Genomic DNA, 19378 nt, shown 5'->3' with positions numbered 1-19378 from the left:
CGCCCGGCGCCATCGCTTAGCGCTCACAGGATGAAGCGATTGGCCATTTACTGCGGGTCGGCGACCCCTTCGGACCCCCAATATATCGACACCGCACGGCAGGTCGGGCGTGGCCTGGCCGAGCGTGGGATCGGTGTCGTCTATGGCGGCGGGCGGCTGGGCCTGATGGGTGCGGTCGCCGATGCGGCGCTGGCGGCGGGGGGCGAGGTGATCGGCATCATCCCGCAGGCGCTGGTCGATGCCGAGGTCGCGCATCGCGGCCTGACTGAACTGCACGTCGTGCCCGGCATGCATGAGCGCAAGAAGGCGTTCACCGATCTGTCCGACGGCTTCATCACCATCGCGGGCGGCACGGGCACGATGGACGAGCTGTGGGAAGCGCTGAGCTGGGCGCAGCTCGGCTATCATGCCGATCCGGTCGGGCTGCTCAACACGGGCGGCTATTACGACCATCTCGTCGCCTTCTGGGAAAAGATGGGCGAGGTCGGCTTCCTGCGGCCGCAGCACCGCGACCTCCTGATCGTCGACGACACGCTCGACGGGCTGCTGGACCGGATGGCGGCGCATGTGCCGACTCAGCCGATCGTGCGCATGAACGCGGGCGATCTGTGAGCGACACCGCCGCCCCGAGCGAACGGGCGGCGCTGGTGGCGGCGGCCAAGGCCTCGATCGCGCGCGGCTCGAAGAGTTTCGCGGCCGCCAGCCTGTTGTTCGATCCCGAAACACGCGAGCGCGCCTGGCTGCTCTATGCCTGGTGCCGGCGGTGCGACGACATCGCCGACGGGCAGGATCATGGCCATGGCATGACGCGTGTCGCGGATGCGCCCGCGCGGCTGGCCGAGCTGACCGACAAGACAGAGGCGGCGCTGGCGGGGCGGGTGGTGGGCGATCCGGCCTTCGACGCGCTGCGGGTCGTCGCGGCGGAGACGGGGATGCCGCATCGCTGGCCACGCGACCTGATCGCCGGATTCGCGCTGGACGCCGAGGACTGGCGGCCCGACAGCGAGGAGGATCTCTACCGCTATTGCTATCATGTCGCGGGCGTCGTCGGCTGCATGATGGCGGTGACGATGGGGGTCGCGCCGGAGGATGACGCGACGCTCGACCGTGCATGCGATCTGGGCATGGCGTTCCAGCTGGCCAATATCGCGCGCGACATCGCCGAGGATGCGGGCGCCGGGCGGCACTATCTGCCCCGGCAATGGCTGGCCTATAAGAGCATCGCGCCCGATGCGATCATGGCCCCGTCGCACCGGCCGGGGCTGAGCGCGCTGGCCCGCCGGCTGACCGATCAGGCCGCCCTATTCGAGGCGAGCGCGCGGATGGGGACGCCCGCCTTGTCCTATCGCTCGGCCTGGGCGGTGCTGTCGGCGGCGGCGATCTATGGCGCGATCGGGCGCAAGGTCGCCAGGCGCGGACGGCGCGCCTGGGACAGCCGGGTCGGGACCAGCAAGGCGGAAAAGCTGCGCTTCATGACGGTGGCGAGCGTGCAGGCGGCGCGGCGGGACAAGATGGCGATCGTCCCGCGTGATCCAACGCTTTGGACACGACCCCGATAATCCCACCCTCCGTTCAGCCTGAGCGAAGTCGAAGGCCATGTTCCGACCTATGCCAAGATGACGGTGAGGGGGTTCCCTTGGCCTTCGACTTCGCTCAGGCCGAACGGGGGTAGAGGTTGAGACTCAGCCCCGCGACGGCTTGCGTTCGGCCTTTGCCATCTGCGCGCCGATGCGGCGGCAATCGGCACCGATGACCGGATAGGGCACGTCGGTGTTGGCGGCGATCCGGTTGGCGAGATCGGCGCGGCACTGGGCCATGGTTTCGTAACGGGCCGGGACCATCCGCGCCTCGGTGCAATCGACGCTGCCATCGCCGCAGCCCAGGATCGCCATCACATAGAAAATCGGTTGCATGTAACCGCCTCCACTTGCTGATAAAAACGTACGCAGCGGCCAGCAGTTCCGAAATCGCGCTTGTCGGATTGGGAAGCCGGTGTCATGCTTTGATAATACGGTCAAAGGGTGGGAGCATGACATGGTGTTCAAGGCGTTTTTGGCGGCGAGTGCGGCGATGATGGTGGCGCAGACGGCGGTGGCGGCGGACGTGCCCCTGATCGAGCGGACCAAGCTGTTCGGCAATCCGACCAAGGTCGGTGGCCAGCTGTCCCCCGATGGCAAGTGGATCAGCTTCATCGCGCCGCGCGACGGCGTGCTCAACGTCTGGGTCGCGCCCATCGCCACGCCCGACCAGGCGCGCCCGCTGACCGCGGAGAAGGGGCGGCCGATCCGCCAGACCTTCTGGTCGCCCGATTCCCGGTCGATCCTGTTCGTCAACGACAAGGGCGGCGACGAGAATTTCCTGCTCTACGGCGTCAACGTCGAGACCGGCGCGCAAAAGGCGCTGACCCCGTTCGAAAAGACCCGGGTGCGCGTCATCGGCACCAGCGAGACGATCAAGGATCGCATCCTGATCGGCGTCAACAACCGCGATCCGCGCTGGCACGACGTCTATGAGCTCAACCTGACCAGCGGCGCGCTGACCAAGGTGATGCAGAATGACGGCTATGCCGGCTTTATCGCCGACGACCAGCTGAAGCTGCGCATGGCGTCCAAGGCGCGGCCCGATGGCGGGTCCGACTATTACCGCGTGAACGGCACCACCGTGGAGGCGACGCCGGTCGTCCAGTTCGGGCTGGACGATTCGCTGACCACCGCGCCGATGGGCTTCACCGTCGACGGCAAGACGCTCTACTGGATCGACAGCCGGGGGCGGAACACCGCCGCGCTGATGGCGCAGGACGTCGCCAGCGGAAAGATGACGATCGTCGGCGAAAGCCCGAAGGCCGATGTGTCGGGCGCGCTGTTCGATCCCCGGACCGGCCGGATCGAGGCCTATGCCGTCGACTATCTCAAGAACGAATATCTGCCGATCGGCGACGCGGTGAAGGCCGACCTCGCCTTCCTCAAGGCACAGAACAAGGGCGAGTTCTCGGTCGGATCACGCACCGATGCCGATGACAAATGGCTCGTCACCTTCGATCCCGTCACCGCGCCCGCCTCGACCTGGCTGTACGACCGCAAGGGTAAAAAGCTGACCCAGTTTTATGTCAGCCGTCCCGAACTGGCCGATGCGCCGCTGGTGCCGATGGAGGCGGTCGAGATCCCCGCGCGCGACGGGCTGACGCTGGTGTCGTACCTGACCAAGCCCAAGGGCGTGACCGGGCCGGTGCCGATGGTGCTGCTGGTCCATGGCGGCCCCTGGGCGCGCGACGGCTTCGGCTATAACGGCTATCACCAGTGGCTCGCCAATCGCGGCTATGCGGTGCTGTCGGTCAATTATCGTGGCTCGACCGGTTTCGGGAAGAACTTCATCTCGGCGGGCGACCTGCAATGGGGCCGCAAGATGCATGACGACCTGATCGATGCGGTCGACTGGGCGGTCAAGCAGGGCGTGGCGCGGCCCGACAAGGTGGCGATCATGGGCGGTTCCTATGGCGGCTATGCGACGCTGGCCGGCTTGACCTTCACGCCCGACACGTTCGCCTGCGGCGTCGACATCGTCGGCCCGTCCAACCTGTTCACCCTCCTGAAGACGATCCCGCCCTATTGGGAAGCCGGCAAGCAGCAATTCTACAAGCGGATGGGCGACCCCACGACCGAGGAAGGCCGCGCGCTGCTCAAGGAACGCTCGCCGCTGACCTTCGTCGACCGGATCAAGAAGCCGCTGCTGATCGGGCAGGGTGCCAACGACCCGCGTGTCAACGTGGCCGAAAGCGACCAGATCGTCGAGGCGATGGCGGCCAAGTCCATCCCCGTCACCTATGTGGTGTTCCCCGACGAAGGGCACGGCTTTGCCCGGCCGGCGAACAACATCGCCTTCAACGCGGTGACGGAGAATTTCCTCAGCCCGTGTCTGGGCGGACGCGCGGAGCCGATCGGCGAGACGCTGAAGGCCTCGACCGCGCAGGTGAAGCATGGTGGGGAGTTCGTGACCGGGTTGAAGTGAGGCGGGGTGGGGGCTCGGTGAGACACCTTGCCCTCCCCCAGCCCCTCCCGCCTGCGGGAGGGGAGTCTTGTGGTAATTGGGGAAAGCGAGGACCTACCCAGCGTTAGGAAGGCCACCGATCGCCTCTAGCCGCTCCCCTCCCGCAAGCGGGAGGGGATGGGGGAGGGCAAGGCCACGGGCGACTTGCCCAGATGTGATCCCCAAGGCCACCCCCATTGAACTTCCCTCTCATTCCGCCGACATGGGATCGACATGCCGCCACTCGACCCCACCGCCGGTACGCCTGACCGGCCGCTGATCCCGACGCTTCGCCGTTTCCTCCCCTATCTCTGGCCCGCCGGTGCGCCCGCGCTGCGGGTCCGGATCGTGGCGGCGATGGCGCTGGTCGTGCTGTCCAAGCTGATCCAGGTGCTGGGCGCGGCCTATACGCTCAAATTCGCGATCGACCGGATGGCGGGGGGCGATCGCAGCGCGGTGATGCTGATCGTCCTCCTCGTGATCGGCTATGCGGCGGCGCGGTTCGGCACGACGTTGTTCGACAATTTGCGCAACGCGGTGTTCGAGATGGTCGGGCAGGACGCGACCCGGCGGTTGTCGGCGGACGTCTTCCGCCACCTCCACCGCCTATCGCTGCGCTTCCATCTGGAGCGGCGCACCGGCGCGGTGACCAAGGTGGTCGAGCGCGGCACCAAGAGCATCGATACGATGCTGTATTTCCTGCTGTTCAACATCGCGCCGACGGTGCTTGAACTGGGGCTGGTGCTGACGATCTTCGGGCGCAGCTTCGGGCCGGTGCTGGTCGTCACCACGCTGGTGATGGTCGTCCTCTACATCGTCTTCACCCGCAAGGTGACCGACTGGCGCAACGCGCTGCGCACACGGATGAACGACCTCGACACCGGCGCGGTGGCGCATGCGGTCGACTCGCTGCTGAACTTCGAGACGGTCAAATATTTCAATGCCGAGGAGCGCGAGGCGCGGCGGTATGAGAATGGCGTCGCCGCCTATGCGCGTGCGGCGACCAAGTCGGAAAACTCGCTCGCCTGGCTGAATGTCGGGCAGGCGGCGATCACCAGCCTGATGCTCGGCTTCGCGATGGCCTGGGTCGTGCGCGAGTGGAGCCGGGGCGCGGCGTCGCCGGGTGACGTGGTGTTCGTCTCGACCCTGTTGTCGCAGCTGTTCCGCCCGCTCGACCTGCTCGGCATGGTCTATCGCACCATCCGTCAGGGGGTGATCGACATGGGCGCGATGTTCGACCTGATTGATACCCCCGCCGAGGTGGTCGACGCCCCCGGCGCGCCCGCGCTGGCGGTGACGGGCGGGCATGTCCGCTTCGATGATGTCGTCTTCGGCTATGAGCCGGACCGGCCGATCCTGAAAGGCCTGACGCTCGACGTGCCGGCGGGCACGACCTGTGCGGTGGTGGGGCCGTCGGGGGCGGGCAAGTCGACGCTCGCGCGGCTGCTCTACCGCTTCTACGACGTGAACCAGGGCGCGATCACCATCGATGGCCAGCCGGTGGCGAGGGTGGCGCAGGACAGCCTGCGCGCCGCGATCGGTATCGTGCCGCAGGACACGGTGCTGTTCAACGATACGATCGGCTACAACATCGCCTATGGTCGCGAAGGCGCGGGCGAGGCCGAGGTCGAGCGCGCGGCCAAGGGCGCGGCCATCGCCGACTTCATCGAACGCCAGCCCCAGGGTTATGCCACCCGCGTCGGCGAGCGCGGGCTGAAGCTGTCGGGCGGCGAGAAGCAGCGCGTGGCCATCGCGCGCACCCTGCTGAAGAACCCGCCCATCCTGATCCTGGACGAGGCGACCAGCGCGCTCGACAGCCGGACCGAGGCGGACATCCTTGCTACGCTCCAGGCGATCGAGCGCGGCCGCACCACCCTGGTCATCGCGCACCGCCTGTCGACGATCGTCCATGCCGACCAGATCGTGGTGCTCGATGGCGGCCGCGTCGCTGAACGGGGCACGCATGGCGAGCTGCTGGCCAGGGGCGGACTGTACGCCGAAATGTGGGCGCGCCAGGCCGCCGAGGTGGAAGAGGCGGCGGAGGACGCGTTGCTGGCGTGAACAACATCCTCCCCTGCAAGGGGAGGTAGCAGGCCGAAGGCCTGACGGAGGGGTGTCCCGCTATCGAGAGGGCAACACCCTTCCGCGAGCTTTGCTGGTCCCCCCGCCCATCACAGGGGAGAAATGTCAGCGACAGCTCAGCCGTATCTGCTTGGCCGGCTTGTCGAACACGATCGACGAACAGCGGTTTAACTGGTCCGCGCCGATCGACAGGCGGTCGCGCTTGATGTCGTGCTTGCCCTTGCCGGTGACCACCACCTCATTGGGGTCGGCATGCGTGTCGGCATCGGCGATAGTATCGGTATGGCCATGGTCGACCGTGCGCACACCCAGTGTCCCGATAGTCAGCGGCCCCATAGCAAGGGGCGTGGCCAGCGTCATGGTACGGACCGGCCGCTCGACGCCGAAGGCGATTTCCGCCGGGCTGATCGAACCGGACAGCGTGCCGCCATAGGCGCGCGCCAGCCGCACGGCAGCGCCCGCATTGGCGAGCGTCCGGGGATGATGCGGATCGAAGCGGATGCGCAGCGGCTCGCCCTCCACCATGATGATCGCAAAGCGTTCCGCCCAACCGCCGAACAGGCCGCCTTGATCCACCATGGGGAAGCTGGTGGTCCGTTCGCCGGCGACGGGCTCGCGCAGGCGAAAGCGGATCACGGGGGCGGCCAGGCTGGCGGGGCCGAATACTCCTGCGACGTTCACGGCATAGGGTTTTGGGGTGAAGCCAATCCGAAGCTTGGCGGGTTCGACCTTCCCGAAGGCGACGCGCGCCACGGCGGTGCCGCCGGAGACCATGACCTTCGGACCGAAACCCATGGCGAATCCGAACATGCCGGCCTTCATGCCCGCCGCGTCGGCATAGTCGCGGGTGATAATCGGCATCGCCGGGGCGCCCGGATCAACCCGGATCGTTCGCGTGATGCCATTGATCGTGACCGGCTCCAGCCCATCGGGCGCGATCACCCGCTCGGGCGGCGGTGTCGCCGCGATGGAAAGGACAAGAACGGGTAATGCTGCGAGTCGGGCGGAATGAAAGGCCACGAACATCTACTCCCATAATGTTGCGCAGCCGCAACGTCAGGGATGATCATGGCCGCAAAAAGGCCGGATCGGTCAGAATGGACCGCTATGGATGTGCCGCGATAAATCCTGCCACCGCCTCGACCACGCCGGGCGCCAGCGGCAGATTGGGATCGGCATAGGTCGCCAGATTGGCGCCCCGGCTGTCGCCCTCCACCGTCTTCAGCACATGGCTGACCTGGGGCAACAGCATGAGCATGGCCTTGGGTTGCGCCGCCTTCAGCGCCTGTGCGTCCGCCACCGTCACCTGGAGATCGGCCTCGCCCTGCACGATCAGTATCGGCTTGGTGATCGCGGCGGCCAAGGCGGCTGGGCGTTTGGCATAGAGGCTGATCACGAAGGGCTGTACCGCGTCGCGAAAGATCATCGACAGCGGCGGCGTCAGCGTCGATGCCGGAACCGTCCTGCCCGCCGCCAGCGTGTCGATGACCCGGTCGGCCTCGGCCAGCAGCGGCGCGTTGGCGGGATTGGCGTGGATCTGCGCCTTCATGATCTCGGCCAGCGGTCGGCCAGGGCTGGACATCGCGATCACGCCGCACAAGCCCGCCGGATCGGCGGCGGCGGTGGTCAGTGCGACCAGCCCGCCCTCGCTATGGCCCAGCACCCAGACGCAAGGCGCGCCCGTCGTCTTGCGGATCGAAGCGATCCAGGCGCGGGTATCGGCGGCATAATCGTCGATCGTCACCCGGTCGGCATCGGGCACCGCGCCCGCGCTGGCGAACATGCCGCGCTTGTCGATCCGCACGCTGGCAATACCCTTCGCCGCTAGCCCCTCGGCCAGCAGGCGGAGCGGGGCGGCCTTGATTCCCTGTGGGTTGTTGCCGTCACGGTCGCTCGGCCCCGATCCGGGAATCATCAACACGACGGGCGTTTTCGCGCCCTCCGGCCCCGTCCAGCTGCCTTTCAGCGGCCCCTGCGGGCCGGGCGCGGCGATGTCGCGGTTCGCCATCGTTGCAGTGGTGGCCAGCAGGGCGGCGAACAGCGTGACGAACGGCATAATGACCTGCGCCTCCTGACTCTCGACCCCCAGCCCCCGTTCAGCCTGAGCGAAGTCGAAGGCCACGTACAGTCCTATCCCCAATCACGTTTGTGGCGGCTGCAATCCCTTGGCCTTCGATTTCGCTCAGGCTGAACGGGGGAGGGGGTTGGCGGCTGGGGCTATTTCCGATCCAGCATCAGCGCTGCGGTCGCCTTGGCGCTGCCGACCACGCCGGGAATCCCTGCGCCCGGGTGCGTACCCGCGCCGACGAAATACAGGTTCGGGATCGAATCGTCGCGGTTGTGGACCCGGAAATAGGCGCTCTGGGTCAGGATCGGCTCCAGCGAGAAAGCCGAGCCCATATGCGCGTTCAAATCGGTGGCGAAGTCCGACGGCGCATAATGGAATTTGGTCACGATCCGCTCATGGATGTCGGGGATCAGGCGGCGGCCGACCTCGTCCAGGATGCGCTTTTCCAGGATCGGGCCGACCTCGTCCCAGTTCATCGGGAACTTGCCCATGTGCGGCACCGGGGCCAGCGCATAGAAGGTCGAATGCCCCTCGGGCGCCAGACTCGAGTCCGTGACGGTCGGGTGGTGGAGGTAGAGCGAGAAGTCCTCCGACAGCACGCCGGTGTCGTAGATGTCGGTCAGCAGCCCCTTATAGCGTGGGCCGAACAGGATCATGTGGTGCGGGATGCCCGGCCAACTGCCCTTGATGCCGAAATGGACGACGAACAGCGACGGCGAATAGCGCTTGCGCTCCAGCCGGTTCATCGTGCGCCGCGCCGAGCGGTTGTCGGACAGCAGATCGCGATAGCTGTGCATGATGTCGGCATTGGTCGCGACCGCATCCGCCTGGATCGTCAGGCCGCTCTTGGTGACGACGCCCGTCGCGCGGTCGCCCAGCGTCTCGATCCGGGTGACCGGATCGCCCAGGCGCAGCACGCCGCCGATCCGCTCGAACTGCGCGACCATGCCGGCGACCAGCCGGTTGGTGCCGCCGCGCGCGAACCAGACGCCGCCGTCGCGCTCCAGCTTGTGGATCAGCGCATAGATGGCGCTGGTCGTCATCGGATTGCCGCCGACGAGGAGGGTGTGGAAGGACAGCGCCTCGCGCAGCTTCTCCGACTTCACGAACTTCGACACCATGGCATAGACCGAGTTCCATGCCTGATACTTCGCCAACGCGGGCGCGGCCTTCACCATCGAGGCGAAGTCGAGGAACGCGACATGGCCAAGCTTCTCATAGCCTTCGCGGTAGACGCCGGCGGCATAGTCGAGGAAGCGGCCATAGCCGGCGATGTCGTCGGGGTTCAGCTTGGCGATCTCGGCGCGCAGCTGAGTGTCGTCGTTGCTGTAATCGAAATTGGTGCCGTCGGCCCAGTTGAGCCGGTAGAAGGGGTGGACGGGATCGAGCTGCACATCCTCCGACATGCTACGCCCGGTCAGGCCCCACAGCTCCTCCAGACAGGCCGGATCGGTGATGACGGTGGGACCGGCATCGAAGGTGAAGCCGTCGCGCTCCCAATAATAGGCGCGGCCACCGGGCTTGTCGCGCGCCTCGACGATCGTCGTCTGCACGCCTGCCGATTGCAGGCGGATGGCCAGCGCCAGCCCGCCAAACCCCGATCCGATGACGACCGCGCTCTTCATGCGCGACCGCCCGACTTGCCGCGAAGCGCGGAGATGGCGCGCAGGATCGGCACCGGCGGCCGTCCGGTCAATATTCGTGCCTTGTCGGCCATGGTCGATTGCCCCGCATAGAATCGCCCGATCAGGTCGGGCGCCAGTCGATAGAAACGCTCGAGCACGCGGTATCGCTCATCGGGCTCGGCAGCCTTGAACAACATCGTGTCGAGCATACGATAAAAGCCGCGCGCGTCCCAGGCGGCCCGCGCCATGCGATAGGTCGCGTCGTGCAGGTCGGCGCCGGCGAAGTCGGTCCGCTCGGCCAGCATCGCCGCCAGCCGGATGGCGTCGGGCAGCGAATAGCCGGTGGTCGGGTGGAACAGCCCGGCGCGCATCCCGGCCTTGGGCGTCTTGGCCCCGCCGCTGCGCCAATAGGCGTCGAAATCGCCCCCCATTGCGACCGGCAGGACGCCGGCCTCTTCATGCATCACCTCGGCCGTCACCCAGTCGCGCGCCTCGGCATAGCGTTCGATGCGCTGGACGATAGCGCGGCGGTTCAGCTCGGACGAGGTGGAGTAATAGGTGTCCTCGACGAACACCCGGTCCTCGGCGAAGGGCAGGACATAGACGAAGCGATAGCCGTCGATCTGCTTGACGGTGGCATCCATCACCACCGGCCGGGGGCAGCCATGCGGGCGCGACAGCCGCAATTCCTGTCCGACGAACTTCTGCCAGCCGCACGACAGCGCCGACAGATCGCCCGCGCCGCGCGCGTCGATCACGCCCCTGGCCTCGACGCGGTCGCCATCGGCGAAGACGGCGGCGGTGGCCGATACCGCCAGCACCTTTCGCCCCAGGATCAGCGCCTGGGGCGGCAGGACGCGGCGCACCTCGGCGTCGAGACGGCGGCTTTCGATCGAATAATAGGTCTGGTCGAGCGTGCGCGAATGGGCGGGGAAGGCGACGTCATATTGCCGCCAGCCATGCGCGACCAGCCGCTCGACGATCCAGCGATCGCGCTTGGCGACATCGCTGCCGAAAAAGGACCAGACGTGATTGCCCCCGACCGTCTCGGCCGCGTCGATCAGACGCACGTCGAGCGAGGGGTGCCGTGCCTTGAGCGCCAGCGCGATCAGGCCACCGGCCAGCCCCGCGCCAACAATCGCGACATCGCAGGAAATCGTGGCTGCCATCACGCCATCGCTACCGCAAAGCGATCCTCACGCAAAGGGTTGGTGGTGCGTCACAGCAGCACCGCGGTGTCGGGCGCGTCGCCGGTGGCGAAACCGCGCACGATCCTCCAGCCCGCCAGATCGATGATCGCCAGTCGATTGTTGTCGAGCGCGGCATAGAGCGTGGTGCTTCCCGCCGGCAGGTTCAGCCCCGGCGCGGCGGCGGGCAGGGGCAGGCGCGCCTCCTCCGCCAGGGTGCCGGGCGCGTGACGCGTCAGGCTCTTGTCCGCCTGGTTCGACACGATCAGCCGGCCATCGGGCTGGACGATCACCCGCACCGCTTCGCCGCGCAAGCTCGTGCGGGCGCGGGGGCGAAGCGTCGTCGCGTCGAGGGCGTGGAGGATGCCCGCCGGACGGTCGACGACATAAAGCGTCCGCTCGTCCGGGCTGAGCGCCAGACCTTCGGGGGCCTTGCCGATATGCTGCTTTACGGGGGCGAAGCTGGCATCGTCGGGGTTCACCATGATGACCATGCCGCTCATCGTGTCGGCGATATAGGCGCGGGCGCCATCGCGGCGGACGACGAAGTAATGGCTGCGCGCGCCGCCGACCGGGATCATCCGGTCGGGCGTGTCGGTGGTGGCGGGCGTGTCGAACCGCGCGAGCAGGCTGTCGGTCTCGGACAGCGCATAGAGCCGTCCCTGCGCATCCATCCGCATACCGTGCCAGCGACGGTGCGGGGCCAGATCGATGGTGCGGGCCAAGCGTCGCTCGGCGAGATCGATCACCCAGAGCTGATGCCCTCCATCGCCGGCGGCCTGCCAGCCCTTGACCCCATACCCGCCGATATAGGCGTAGCGGCCTGCGGAATCGGCGACCATCTCATGCGGCTGGGTGCCCAACGGCACGCTGCCCAGGCGGCGGCCATCGGCGATGTCGTAGAAGGCGACGCGGCCTTCGCCCTTCTCGACCAGCGCGAGCGTGCCCGTGCCCGTAGGTGCGGCAGCCTGCGCCCGTCGCCATGCGATCGGCAGGGTCGCCGCCACCCCCAGAGCCGCCAGACCCCATAGGCCTTGACGGCGATCGATCAGCGACATGGGGTGGGCCTTCTTTCCGGACGATGGGGTATCGCAGGGACAGACGCCGGCCAGGGGGTATCGGTTCCGTTGCCGACGTGGATCATCATCGCCTGGCGCAGGAAAGCGGAGGGCGGGTGGAGCCAAGCCCGCCGCGATGCGTCTTTTCGGCGCGAAGGGCGCCCGCGCATGTTGCGGTGAAACGGCCCATTGAATAGGTGAACCGCATGATCCGCACCCTGAACGAAAGCGTCGCCGTCGCCCCCCAGATTCGTCCCGAGGACGTCGCGGCGATCAAGGCGGCGGGCTATGCCGCCATCGTCAACAACCGTCCCGATGGCGAGGAGCCGAACCAGCCGACCGGCGACGCGATTCGCGCGGCGGCCGAGGATCAGGGGCTGGCCTATACCGCCATCCCCGTGACGCCGGGCGGGTTCAGCCACGAGATGGTCGACCAGATGACCCAGGCGCTGGTCGAGGCCAAGGGGCCGGTGCTGGCCTATTGCCGCTCGGGCACGCGCAGCTGCAATCTGTGGGCGCTGGCGGCCGCCAAGGCGGGGCGCAACCCGACCCTGATCGTGATGCAGGCGGAGTCGGCGGGCTATGACCTGTCCGGCCTGCGCCCGACCCTCGAAGCCTTGGCGAGCGCGAAAGGATGAGCCTGCCGCTGGCCGGGACCATGGTCGGCTGGGCGGTGGCGGGTGTGGTCGCGGGCATGGTGCTGGGCGGCACCGGAATCGGCCTGCTGCTCCGGCGGCGGCGCGACCGCCGCGTCGGCTCGCCCGAGGATGTGGCGGCCGCCGCCGAGGCGGCGCTCAGCGGCTTCACCGTATCGGGCGCGGTCGTCGGCGCGGACGGGCAGGGCGCGCTGGCGGTGGCAACCGATGGCCGGGTGGCGGCGATCAAGCTGCAGGGCCGGGTGCTCGCGGTGCGTGAAATCCCCTGGACCCGCGTGCGCTCGACCACCGAGGGCATCATCGCCGAGGTCGAGGGGCGGTTCGGGCCGGTGACGCTGGCCGGGGTCGATGTGCTGGACATCCGGCGGCTGAAGGCCTGATCCGCTATTCCTCCCCTGTAAGGGGAGGTGGCATCGCGTCAGCGATGACGGAGGGGTATAACCCTATCGAGAGCGGGACATCCCTCCACCAGCTTCGCTGGTCCCCCTCCCCTTACAGGGGAGGAATGGAGTCTATTTCGCGCGGAGTTCGCGCTCGCCCTCATACATATAATCCCGCGTGACCGGCACCGAGAGCCGCCCGCGCGTCAGCTGCACCTGATAGTTGCACAGGCCGCCATTGCGGAACGCCGCGCCCGCGCCCGCCAGATAGAATAGCCACATGCGATAGAAGCGCTCGTCATACAGCTCGACGATGCGATCCTTCGCCGCGACGGTGCGGTCATACCATTCGTCGAGCGTCCAGCCATAATGGCAGCGCAGCACCTCGACATCGGTCAGGAACATGCGCAGCCCCTCCTGCGCGCGGACGATCTCCGACAGCGCGGGGTTATAGCCGCCGGGGAAGATATATTTGGTCGTCCAGTCGTCGGTGACGCCCGGCCCGTTCAGCCGGCCGATGGTGTGGAGCAGCATCACGCCGTCCTCGGTGAGGAGGTCGCGGCACTTGCGGAAGAAGGTGCGATATTGCGGCGGGCCGACATGCTCGAACATGCCGACCGAGACGATGCGGTCGAACTTCCCCCCAAAATCCTCAGGGCGCACCCGGCGATAGTCGATCAGCTCGAACTTCACCTTGTCCGACACGCCCAGCGCCTCGGCGCGCTGGCGCGCGACCTTCAGCTGTTCCTCGGACAGGGTGACGCCCAGCACCTCCGCCCCGCACATCTGGTGCAGATAGAGCGCCATCCCGCCCCAGCCGCAGCCGATGTCGAGCACCCGCATCCCCGGCTCGATGGCGAGTTTGGCGGCGATATGCGCCTTCTTGTCGCGTTGCGCCCGCTCCAGATCGTTCTTGGGATCGGTGTAATAGGCGCAGCTATATTGCTTGTCGGTGTCGAGGAAGAGTTCGTACAGCGTGCCCGACAGGTCGTAATGATGCGCGACGTTCTTCTTCGACCGGCGCTCCATGTTGATCCGGTCGATGCGGTGCTTGACCGCACCGCCCGCGCGCACCAGCCAGGATGGATTGAGGTTCGCGCGACCCGCTTCCCATTTGTCGTTGGCGGTCAGCAGTTCGACCAGATCGCGGACATCGCCCTTCTCGACGACCAGCCGGCCATCCATGAAGGACTCGCCCGCCGCCAGCGCGGGGTTGCGCACGATCTGCCCGGCGACGCGGCTATCCGTGAAACGGATCGCGACATCGGGATAACCGGGCTCGGGTGCGCCGAATTCGCGGACCTTTCCGTCGTGATGGGTGAGGGACAGGCGGCCCTTGCGGACCGCGCGCGACAGAAAGAGATCGATCAGCGCCATATGGCACCGCCTAGTGCCTTAAATACCGGCATACCAGTCATAATCGACATGGTCTTCCCAATACCCGCCCTTGCCCAAACCTATGTTGGACAGGCTGTCGACCGCATCGATCCGCATCAGATATTTGGCGTGCTTATAGCCCAATTGCCGCTCGACCCGCAGCCGCAGCGGCGCGCCATGCCCGACATCCAGCATCCGGCCGTTCATCCCCCAGGCCAGGATCGTCTGGGGGTGGAAGGCATCGATCAGGTCGAGCGATTCATAATAGGGCTGGCCGCCATAAAGGTCGGCGCAGGTGAAGACGACATAGCGGGCGCGGTCGCTGATGTTCGCGGCCTTCAGCACATTGCCCAGCATCGGCCCCGTCCATTCGCCGATCGCACTCCACCCCTCGACACAGTCGTGGCGGGTGATCTGGCGGCGCGCGGGAAACTCGCCGATCTGGCGCAGCGAGAGCGACAGGGGCGTGCCGACCAGCCCGCCAACCTTCAGCCGCCAGTCCTGAAAACGGTTTTCGACCAGCGCCCGATATTCCGGCGTCCCCGGATCGCGCGTGCCGTTGGTGCGGAACACGGGCGACATCTGGTCGCGGCGATATTCGGGGGCGAGTGCACCCCGGTCCATCAGCGCGCGTTGCAGGCCCTTTTGCATATCCTCCCCCGCGAACAGGATCTTGCGCGCGGTCGGCTGCTGGATGATCTTGTCGCAGCCTGCGAGGAGCAGCCCCGCACCGCCGGTCAGGATGGCACGGCGCCGGATCAACTCGGGGATCATTCGGGCACCCTCCAACGGCCGGTAATCATCGAACGCACCTCATTGCCCGCACCCGCCAGGATGACGAGCACGAGATGGACGATGGTGAAAAGTGCCAGCACGCTGGCGGTGATGAAGTGGATCGAGCGCGCCGATTGCCGCCCGCCCAATATCTCCAGCACCCAGGGCCAGGCCGCGTTCATCCCCGGCGACAGCGCGATGCCGGTCAGGATGGCGAGCGGCAGCGCGACGAACAGGACCAGCACATAGCTGAGCTTCTGGAACAGATTATACGCACGCGGATCGCGCGGGTCGTGAAAGCGGAAGGCCAGATGCTGCTTCAGATCGGCCCAGAGCGCGGTGGGGCGTAGCTCACGCCCCCGGATGCGCAGGTCGCGCTGGAAATGCCGCGTCACCAGCCCGCCGATCATATAGGCGAGCAGCCCGAAGCCCAGCACCAGCGCGAAGAGCAGATGCCAGCGCCGCGAGATCGCGAGATTGTAATTGGCGGGAATGGTCAGCCAGCGCGGAAAGCGCGGCAGGGTCGCCCAGGCGGGATCGAAATTGGCGCCGTACCGCCCCCAATAGAGCCGGGGATGCGCGTTGGAGATGCCCAGCCCCGACCCCAGCAGGATCAGTACCGCCACCGCGTTGACCCAGTGCCACACCCGCGTCACGACACCATGGCGGCGGATGACGCGCGGCCGATCGGCTCCTTGCGGGTCTGGCGGCGTTTGGGATTCCATCAACTCTTCTCCGACGGGGCAAGCATGACCGAGGATTGGCATTTCTACGAACCCGTCAACGGCCATGGGCTGGCGCATGATCCCTTGAACGCCATCGTCGCCCCGCGACCGATCGGCTGGATCGGCAGCCGGTCGCGCGCGGGCGTCAACAATCTGGCACCCTACAGCTTTTTCAACCTGTTCAACTACCGCCCGCCGCTGCTCGGCTTCGCGTCGCAGGGGTGGAAGGATTCGGTCGCCAATATCGCGGATACCAAGGTCTTCACCTGGAACCTGGCGACCGTGGATCTGGCCGAACCGATGAACGCCAGCGCGGCGATGGTCGGGCCCGAGGTGGACGAGTTCACGCTGTCCGGGTTGGCGATAGCCGAGGGCAAGCTGGTCGCGGCGCCGCGCGTGGCGGCCAGCCCGGTGTCGTTCGAATGCCGGCTGACCCAGCTGATCCGGCTGGAAACCAAGGAGGGGCGCGAGCTCGACCAGTGGCTGGTCCTGGGCGAGGCGGTGGGCATCCATATCGCCACCGCGATGATCGACGACGGCATCTATCAGACCGCCCGCGCGCGCCCGATCCTGCGCGGCGGCGGCCCGGCGGATTATTTCGAGATCACCGAAGCCGCCCGTTTCGAAATGCGGCGGCCGGGTTGAGGATCGGCGCGGACCGGTCCGCGGCCATGGGCGGCGCGGAAAATTCCTGTTATCGTGTCTGGGCTTAACACTATGGGAGAGTGGTTCGTGAAAGCATTTGGCCCCCTGATTCTCGTTGGTGCGCTGTCCTTGGCGGCGTGCGATCAGAAGACCGGTTCGACCACGGTGACGACCAATGCCGCGACCGGCGAAGTGACCGAAAGCCGCAGCGGCGAAGGCTCGCCCGCCGCCAATCTCCAGCCCGGCAAATGGGAGATCAGGACCCAGGTCAGCGACCTGAAGATGGCGAACATGCCCAAGGGCGTCAGCGCGAACCCGCCCGCCCAGACCAACAGCGTCTGCGTCACCCCCGAACAGGCGGCCAAGGGGCCGGCGGAACTGTTGAAGGGCGCGGGCTCGGACTGCACGATCAACAGCTCGAACTTCGCGGGCGGCAAGGTCGAAAGCGACCTGACCTGCAAGATGCCCGGCGACATGACGATGAAGAGCAAGACCACCGGCACCTTCACCGCGACCAGCTTCACCACCGATCAGCAGATGGAGATGACCGGCGCGCATCCGATGTCGCAGAAGATCCATATCGAAGGCCGCCGCATCGGCGACTGCGATACGGCGCAGTAACGACGCCCGGACCCGGAGGGCGGATTGGCCGCCCTTCGGGTTTCGTCAGCTTATGGCGGGCGTCTTGCGGGTGGCGCCCTTGGTGAATTCGGCGAAGGTCAGCAGCCGGTCCGAATCGACGTCGAGCAGACGGAAGATGTTTTCGGAAAATTCACGCGCCATCGCGCTGCGCTTGTCGAGCGGAACCTTGGCATTCGCCTCGGCATGCGCGGCGAAGCTGCGCTCGATACGCTGTTCCATCGCGGCGGTCAGTTCGGCGAGCGTCAGCCGCTGATCGTGGTTGCGATCGGCCGCATCGAAAAACGCCTCGTCAAAGGCCATGTCGATCTTCAATTCGCGCGCCGGTGATCCGGGCGGCGTGATCGGCGACATGGCGATTTGCAAAGCCAGGACCAGGCATAGCCCGAACATCATGTCTCTCCCCCTCGGCGCCTCTCGGTACGGAGGCGTCATAATCTTGGGGTCGCGCCCTGAACCGATGATGAAGTGCGTGGGCGGATCGTTACCGCAGATCGTTGCCATGACCTTCATTTAAAATTAACGACGCGATGTTAGCGTTAAATCGATTTCAGGAAACGGAGCCATGGTTCGCCACTGGCTCCAACGTGCGGTTTGACCCGGGGGGGGCATCACGTCGCGCGGTCCATGACGATGCTCCCCAGCGGCGACGTGCGGGGCGGGTCGTCGTGACGCGCATTTCGATCCTTCGAGGTTTTCGATGCTGTCCGAACTTCAGGCCTTCCATGGCGACATTCTGAAGGCGATGCGTGAGCATCATGCGCTGTGCCAGTCGGTTACCCCCGATCGGACGGCGCTGTCGGCCGTTCGGTGGCAGATGGCGCAGGCCGGGCGGGTGCGCATGCAATTCCTGAACGATGTCGTCTTCCCCATCGCCGAGCAGCATGCGGACTCGCCCGGCGGCGCCGCGATGCTGGCCCTGCGCGCGGCAATCCCCGCCTATCGGCAGAAGATTTCGGCCTTTGTTTCGGTCTGGTCGGCCGATGCGATCGCCGCGGACTGGAATGGATACCGCGCCGCGGCGCTGGGGCTGCGCCCGACCATCCTGCAATTCCTGCGCGACGAGGAGACCCATCTCCGGGCACTGATGGCGGATCTGGGGTCGCCGGTGCCGGCAAACCTGCTGCCGCTGTCCTATGCCACCGGCACCACCGCCTGATCCTTGCCCTAGGGCATGGGCAGGCGCAGGGGCGGGGGGCTCAAGCGATATAGCCCCGCCAGAAGAAGACCAGCGTGGTGACGGTGGTGAGCAACAGCGTCCAGGCGCGGATCAGCCCGGCGGGCAGCTTGCGACCGATCAGCGCGCCGCTCCACCCGCCGACGATCCCGCCCAGCAGCATCGGCACGCACTGGGCCCAAGCGACCATGCCGGTGACGACGAAGACCAGGGTCGCCGCGGCATTGGCGGTCGCCAACATCAGCGTGCGCGGGGCGGCGAGCTGCGCCGGATTGCGCCCCGACAGCAATCCCCAGGCGGCGGTCAGCATCATGCCGATGCCGCCGCCGAAATAGCCGCCATAGACACCCAGCACCGCCTGCGCGCCCATCAGCGCGCGCGGCCCTGGCCGGGCGACCCGCGCCAGCCAGTCCGAGGCATGCCGCCCGCCCGCGATCGCCAGCGTCGCGGTCAGCAGCAGCCAGGGTACGATCAGGTCGAAGGCGCGCGGCGGGGTTAGGAACAGCAGGATGCTGCCCAACAGCGCGAAGACGAAGGTGAGCACGGCCATGCGCCGCATCGACACGCCCATCACCGGTTCCAGCCCATGGCGATAGGCCCAGACGCTGGCCATGGCGGCGGGCTGGAGCGCGACATTGGAGGTGGCGTTGGCGATGGTGGAGGGCAGCCCCAGCGCGATCAGCGTCGGCATGGTCGAGAAGCTGCCCCCACCCGCCAGCGCATTCATCGCACCCCCGACAAAGCCCCCGGCGGCGGCCAGTGCGAGAAAGGTCCAGTCGATCATCGGATGGGGTAACGCATGATGCGGCGCAACAGTGCCTCACCGCCGACGGTGGTTCAAGCGAAGAGCCTATTCCTCCCCTGCAAGGGGAGGGGGACCAGCGAAGCTGGTGGAGGGGGCGTTCCGCAAAGGACGTCCTGTGTGGAAGCCCCCCTCCGTCAGGGCTGCGCCCTGCCACCTC

At 66.9% G+C, this 19378-nt stretch carries 20 protein-coding genes; 9 read left to right on the top strand and 11 right to left on the bottom strand.

The features are described from left to right. Positions 1-30 precede the first annotated feature (30 nt). Positions 31-612 (top strand): LOG family protein, encoded by a 582-nt coding sequence (locus tag GGR48_RS14375; RefSeq protein ID WP_183952535.1) that lies wholly within the window; start codon positions 31-33, stop codon positions 610-612. Then, positions 609-1559, top strand: coding sequence for a squalene/phytoene synthase family protein (locus GGR48_RS14370; RefSeq protein ID WP_183952534.1), 951 nt, complete (start codon positions 609-611; stop codon positions 1557-1559). The genes GGR48_RS14375 and GGR48_RS14370 overlap by 4 nt, the downstream gene beginning before the upstream one ends. Before the next feature lie 123 nt (positions 1560-1682). On the opposite strand, the gene GGR48_RS14365 is transcribed toward GGR48_RS14370, so the two are convergent. After that, positions 1683-1913: a hypothetical protein gene (locus GGR48_RS14365; protein WP_183952533.1), complete on the bottom strand. Its 231-nt coding sequence runs from the start codon at positions 1911-1913 to the stop codon at positions 1683-1685. A gap of 121 nt (positions 1914-2034) precedes the next feature. Between GGR48_RS14365 and GGR48_RS14360 the strand changes: the two genes are divergently transcribed. Together GGR48_RS14360 and GGR48_RS14355 are read left to right on the top strand one after the other, a co-directional pair. Further along, positions 2035-4005, top strand: coding sequence for a S9 family peptidase (locus GGR48_RS14360; RefSeq protein ID WP_183952532.1), 1971 nt, complete (start codon positions 2035-2037; stop codon positions 4003-4005). A 252-nt stretch (positions 4006-4257) separates the two neighbouring features. After that, the gene (locus GGR48_RS14355; protein ID WP_183952531.1) at positions 4258-6084 is read left to right on the top strand and encodes an ABCB family ABC transporter ATP-binding protein/permease; all 1827 of its coding nucleotides are present in this window, start codon (positions 4258-4260) and stop codon (positions 6082-6084) included. 126 nt (positions 6085-6210) lie between these two features. On the opposite strand, the gene GGR48_RS14350 is transcribed toward GGR48_RS14355, so the two are convergent. The 5 genes from GGR48_RS14350 to GGR48_RS14330 form a co-directional block, all read right to left on the bottom strand. After that, complete coding sequence (locus tag GGR48_RS14350; RefSeq protein ID WP_183952530.1) at positions 6211-7125, bottom strand: hypothetical protein; 915 nt, start codon at positions 7123-7125, stop codon at positions 6211-6213. Between the two features lie 85 nt (positions 7126-7210). Beyond that, positions 7211-8227, bottom strand: a complete 1017-nt coding sequence (locus GGR48_RS14345; RefSeq protein WP_338110525.1) for an alpha/beta hydrolase — start codon at positions 8225-8227, stop codon at positions 7211-7213. A 95-nt stretch (positions 8228-8322) separates the two neighbouring features. Further along, positions 8323-9897, bottom strand: coding sequence for a phytoene desaturase (locus tag GGR48_RS14340; RefSeq protein ID WP_338110528.1), 1575 nt, complete (start codon positions 9895-9897; stop codon positions 8323-8325). Beyond that, on the bottom strand, positions 9795-10967 hold the full coding sequence (gene crtY, locus GGR48_RS14335; protein WP_183952528.1) for a lycopene beta-cyclase CrtY: 1173 nt from the start codon (positions 10965-10967) through the stop codon (positions 9795-9797). Before crtY ends, GGR48_RS14340 begins: the two co-directional genes overlap by 103 nt. 50 nt (positions 10968-11017) lie before the next feature. Beyond that, a complete protein-coding gene (locus GGR48_RS14330; protein ID WP_183952527.1) occupies positions 11018-12043 on the bottom strand; it encodes a YncE family protein in 1026 nt (341 codons plus the stop codon). Between the two features lie 206 nt (positions 12044-12249). Between GGR48_RS14330 and GGR48_RS14325 the strand changes: the two genes are divergently transcribed. Then, complete coding sequence (locus GGR48_RS14325; protein WP_183952526.1) at positions 12250-12681, top strand: protein tyrosine phosphatase family protein; 432 nt, start codon at positions 12250-12252, stop codon at positions 12679-12681. Next, positions 12678-13079 (top strand): hypothetical protein, encoded by a 402-nt coding sequence (locus GGR48_RS14320; RefSeq protein ID WP_183952525.1) that lies wholly within the window; start codon positions 12678-12680, stop codon positions 13077-13079. The genes GGR48_RS14325 and GGR48_RS14320 overlap by 4 nt, the downstream gene beginning before the upstream one ends. A 132-nt stretch (positions 13080-13211) precedes the next feature. Here GGR48_RS14320 and GGR48_RS14315 read toward each other — a convergent pair whose 3' ends face one another. Genes GGR48_RS14315 through GGR48_RS14305 form a run of 3 tightly spaced genes read right to left on the bottom strand, consistent with a single transcriptional unit; the run spans position 13212 to position 15955 of the window. Next, entirely contained in the window at positions 13212-14456 is a 1245-nt protein-coding gene (locus tag GGR48_RS14315) for an SAM-dependent methyltransferase (protein ID WP_183952524.1), read from the bottom strand. An 18-nt stretch (positions 14457-14474) separates the two neighbouring features. Beyond that, positions 14475-15230, bottom strand: coding sequence for a molybdopterin-dependent oxidoreductase (locus tag GGR48_RS14310; protein ID WP_183952523.1), 756 nt, complete (start codon positions 15228-15230; stop codon positions 14475-14477). Next, on the bottom strand, positions 15227-15955 hold the full coding sequence (locus tag GGR48_RS14305; protein WP_183952522.1) for a cytochrome b/b6 domain-containing protein: 729 nt from the start codon (positions 15953-15955) through the stop codon (positions 15227-15229). The genes GGR48_RS14310 and GGR48_RS14305 overlap by 4 nt, the downstream gene beginning before the upstream one ends. Positions 15956-15979: 24 nt before the next feature. Between GGR48_RS14305 and GGR48_RS14300 the strand changes: the two genes are divergently transcribed. Together GGR48_RS14300 and GGR48_RS18330 are read left to right on the top strand one after the other, a co-directional pair. Beyond that, the gene (locus GGR48_RS14300) at positions 15980-16600 is read left to right on the top strand and encodes a flavin reductase family protein (protein ID WP_183952521.1); all 621 of its coding nucleotides are present in this window, start codon (positions 15980-15982) and stop codon (positions 16598-16600) included. An 87-nt stretch (positions 16601-16687) separates the two neighbouring features. Then, positions 16688-17221 carry a DUF3617 family protein gene (locus GGR48_RS18330; protein ID WP_183952520.1) on the top strand — a complete coding sequence of 178 codons (534 nt, stop codon included), beginning with the start codon at positions 16688-16690 and terminating at the stop codon, positions 17219-17221. 45 nt (positions 17222-17266) lie between these two features. On the opposite strand, the gene GGR48_RS14290 is transcribed toward GGR48_RS18330, so the two are convergent. Further along, the gene (locus tag GGR48_RS14290) at positions 17267-17635 is read right to left on the bottom strand and encodes an EF-hand domain-containing protein (RefSeq protein WP_183952519.1); all 369 of its coding nucleotides are present in this window, start codon (positions 17633-17635) and stop codon (positions 17267-17269) included. 304 nt (positions 17636-17939) lie between these two features. Here GGR48_RS14290 and GGR48_RS14285 point away from each other — a divergent pair, with 304 nt between their 5' ends. Then, positions 17940-18398, top strand: coding sequence for a hypothetical protein (locus GGR48_RS14285; protein WP_183952518.1), 459 nt, complete (start codon positions 17940-17942; stop codon positions 18396-18398). Positions 18399-18438: 40 nt separating this feature from the next. On the opposite strand, the gene GGR48_RS14280 is transcribed toward GGR48_RS14285, so the two are convergent. Further along, positions 18439-19200, bottom strand: coding sequence for a sulfite exporter TauE/SafE family protein (locus tag GGR48_RS14280; protein WP_183952517.1), 762 nt, complete (start codon positions 19198-19200; stop codon positions 18439-18441). Positions 19201-19378 lie beyond the last annotated feature (178 nt).

Source organism: Sphingomonas pseudosanguinis (assembly GCF_014196255.1).
Classification (GTDB): Bacteria; Pseudomonadota; Alphaproteobacteria; order Sphingomonadales; family Sphingomonadaceae; genus Sphingomonas; species Sphingomonas pseudosanguinis.
Note: the sequence above shows the minus strand (reverse complement) of the source record. Positions and strands in the feature narration are given on the sequence as shown.

Excerpts from the sequence above, each read along its gene's own strand:
- GGR48_RS14330 (WP_183952527.1), bottom strand. The coding sequence starts at position 12,043 with ATGTCGCTGATCGATCGCCGTCAAGGCCTATGGGGTCTGGCGGCTCTG.
- GGR48_RS14320 (WP_183952525.1), top strand. The coding sequence starts at position 12,678 with ATGAGCCTGCCGCTGGCCGGGACCATGGTCGGCTGGGCGGTGGCGGGT.
- GGR48_RS14290 (WP_183952519.1), bottom strand. The coding sequence starts at position 17,635 with ATGATGTTCGGGCTATGCCTGGTCCTGGCTTTGCAAATCGCCATGTCG.
- GGR48_RS14355 (WP_183952531.1), top strand. The coding sequence starts at position 4,258 with ATGCCGCCACTCGACCCCACCGCCGGTACGCCTGACCGGCCGCTGATC.
- GGR48_RS14325 (WP_183952526.1), top strand. The coding sequence starts at position 12,250 with ATGATCCGCACCCTGAACGAAAGCGTCGCCGTCGCCCCCCAGATTCGT.
- GGR48_RS14360 (WP_183952532.1), top strand. The coding sequence starts at position 2,035 with ATGGTGTTCAAGGCGTTTTTGGCGGCGAGTGCGGCGATGATGGTGGCG.
- GGR48_RS14280 (WP_183952517.1), bottom strand. The coding sequence starts at position 19,200 with ATGATCGACTGGACCTTTCTCGCACTGGCCGCCGCCGGGGGCTTTGTC.
- crtY (WP_183952528.1), bottom strand. The coding sequence starts at position 10,967 with ATGGCAGCCACGATTTCCTGCGATGTCGCGATTGTTGGCGCGGGGCTG.
- GGR48_RS14285 (WP_183952518.1), top strand. The coding sequence starts at position 17,940 with ATGCTGTCCGAACTTCAGGCCTTCCATGGCGACATTCTGAAGGCGATG.
- GGR48_RS14310 (WP_183952523.1), bottom strand. The coding sequence starts at position 15,230 with ATGATCCCCGAGTTGATCCGGCGCCGTGCCATCCTGACCGGCGGTGCG.
- GGR48_RS14375 (WP_183952535.1), top strand. The coding sequence starts at position 31 with ATGAAGCGATTGGCCATTTACTGCGGGTCGGCGACCCCTTCGGACCCC.
- GGR48_RS14300 (WP_183952521.1), top strand. The coding sequence starts at position 15,980 with ATGACCGAGGATTGGCATTTCTACGAACCCGTCAACGGCCATGGGCTG.
- GGR48_RS14305 (WP_183952522.1), bottom strand. The coding sequence starts at position 15,955 with ATGGAATCCCAAACGCCGCCAGACCCGCAAGGAGCCGATCGGCCGCGC.
- GGR48_RS14315 (WP_183952524.1), bottom strand. The coding sequence starts at position 14,456 with ATGGCGCTGATCGATCTCTTTCTGTCGCGCGCGGTCCGCAAGGGCCGC.
- GGR48_RS14365 (WP_183952533.1), bottom strand. The coding sequence starts at position 1,913 with ATGCAACCGATTTTCTATGTGATGGCGATCCTGGGCTGCGGCGATGGC.